This is a genomic window from Arsukibacterium sp. MJ3 (assembly GCF_000987765.1).
In the GTDB taxonomy this organism is placed as follows: Bacteria; Pseudomonadota; Gammaproteobacteria; order Enterobacterales; family Alteromonadaceae; genus Alishewanella.
Window position 1 is genome coordinate 1 of the sequence record NZ_LAHP01000171.1, and the last position, 464, is coordinate 464.

General features: G+C 51.1%; 1 protein-coding gene. It reads left to right on the forward strand.

The genetic code is table 11. From position 1 onward, the window contains the following. The coding region (locus tag VT06_RS17335) for an RHS repeat domain-containing protein (RefSeq protein ID WP_046555583.1) at positions 1-464 on the forward strand (464 nt) is incomplete at both ends.

Genomic DNA, 464 nt, shown 5'->3' on the forward strand with positions numbered 1-464 from the left:
CCAATACAGCAGCACCGGCCGTTTACTGGCAGTAACCATGGCCGATAAAGCCATAACCTACCGCCATAATGCGCTGGGGCAGCGGGTGGCTAAGTTAGTAAATGGCGTAGTGATTGAAAAGTACCTGTGGCAGAGTTTAACCACCCTGCTGGCGGTGTATAACGCCGATAACACGGTAAAACAGCGCTTTGAATATGGCCTAAGCCATACACCAGTTAGTTTTACTCAGGGCGGCCAGCGCTACTATATTCAAACCGACCATTTGGGCAGCCCACGGGTTATTAGTGCGGCGAATGGTGCTCTGGTAAAAACCATCAGCTACGACAGCTACGGTAATGTGATTAGCGACAGCAACCCTGAGTTCGCCATTCCATTTGGTTTTGCTGGTGGGTTATATGACGCGGATACTAAACTGGTTCGCTTTGGTTACCGCGATTACGACCCACAAACCGGCCGCTGGACAG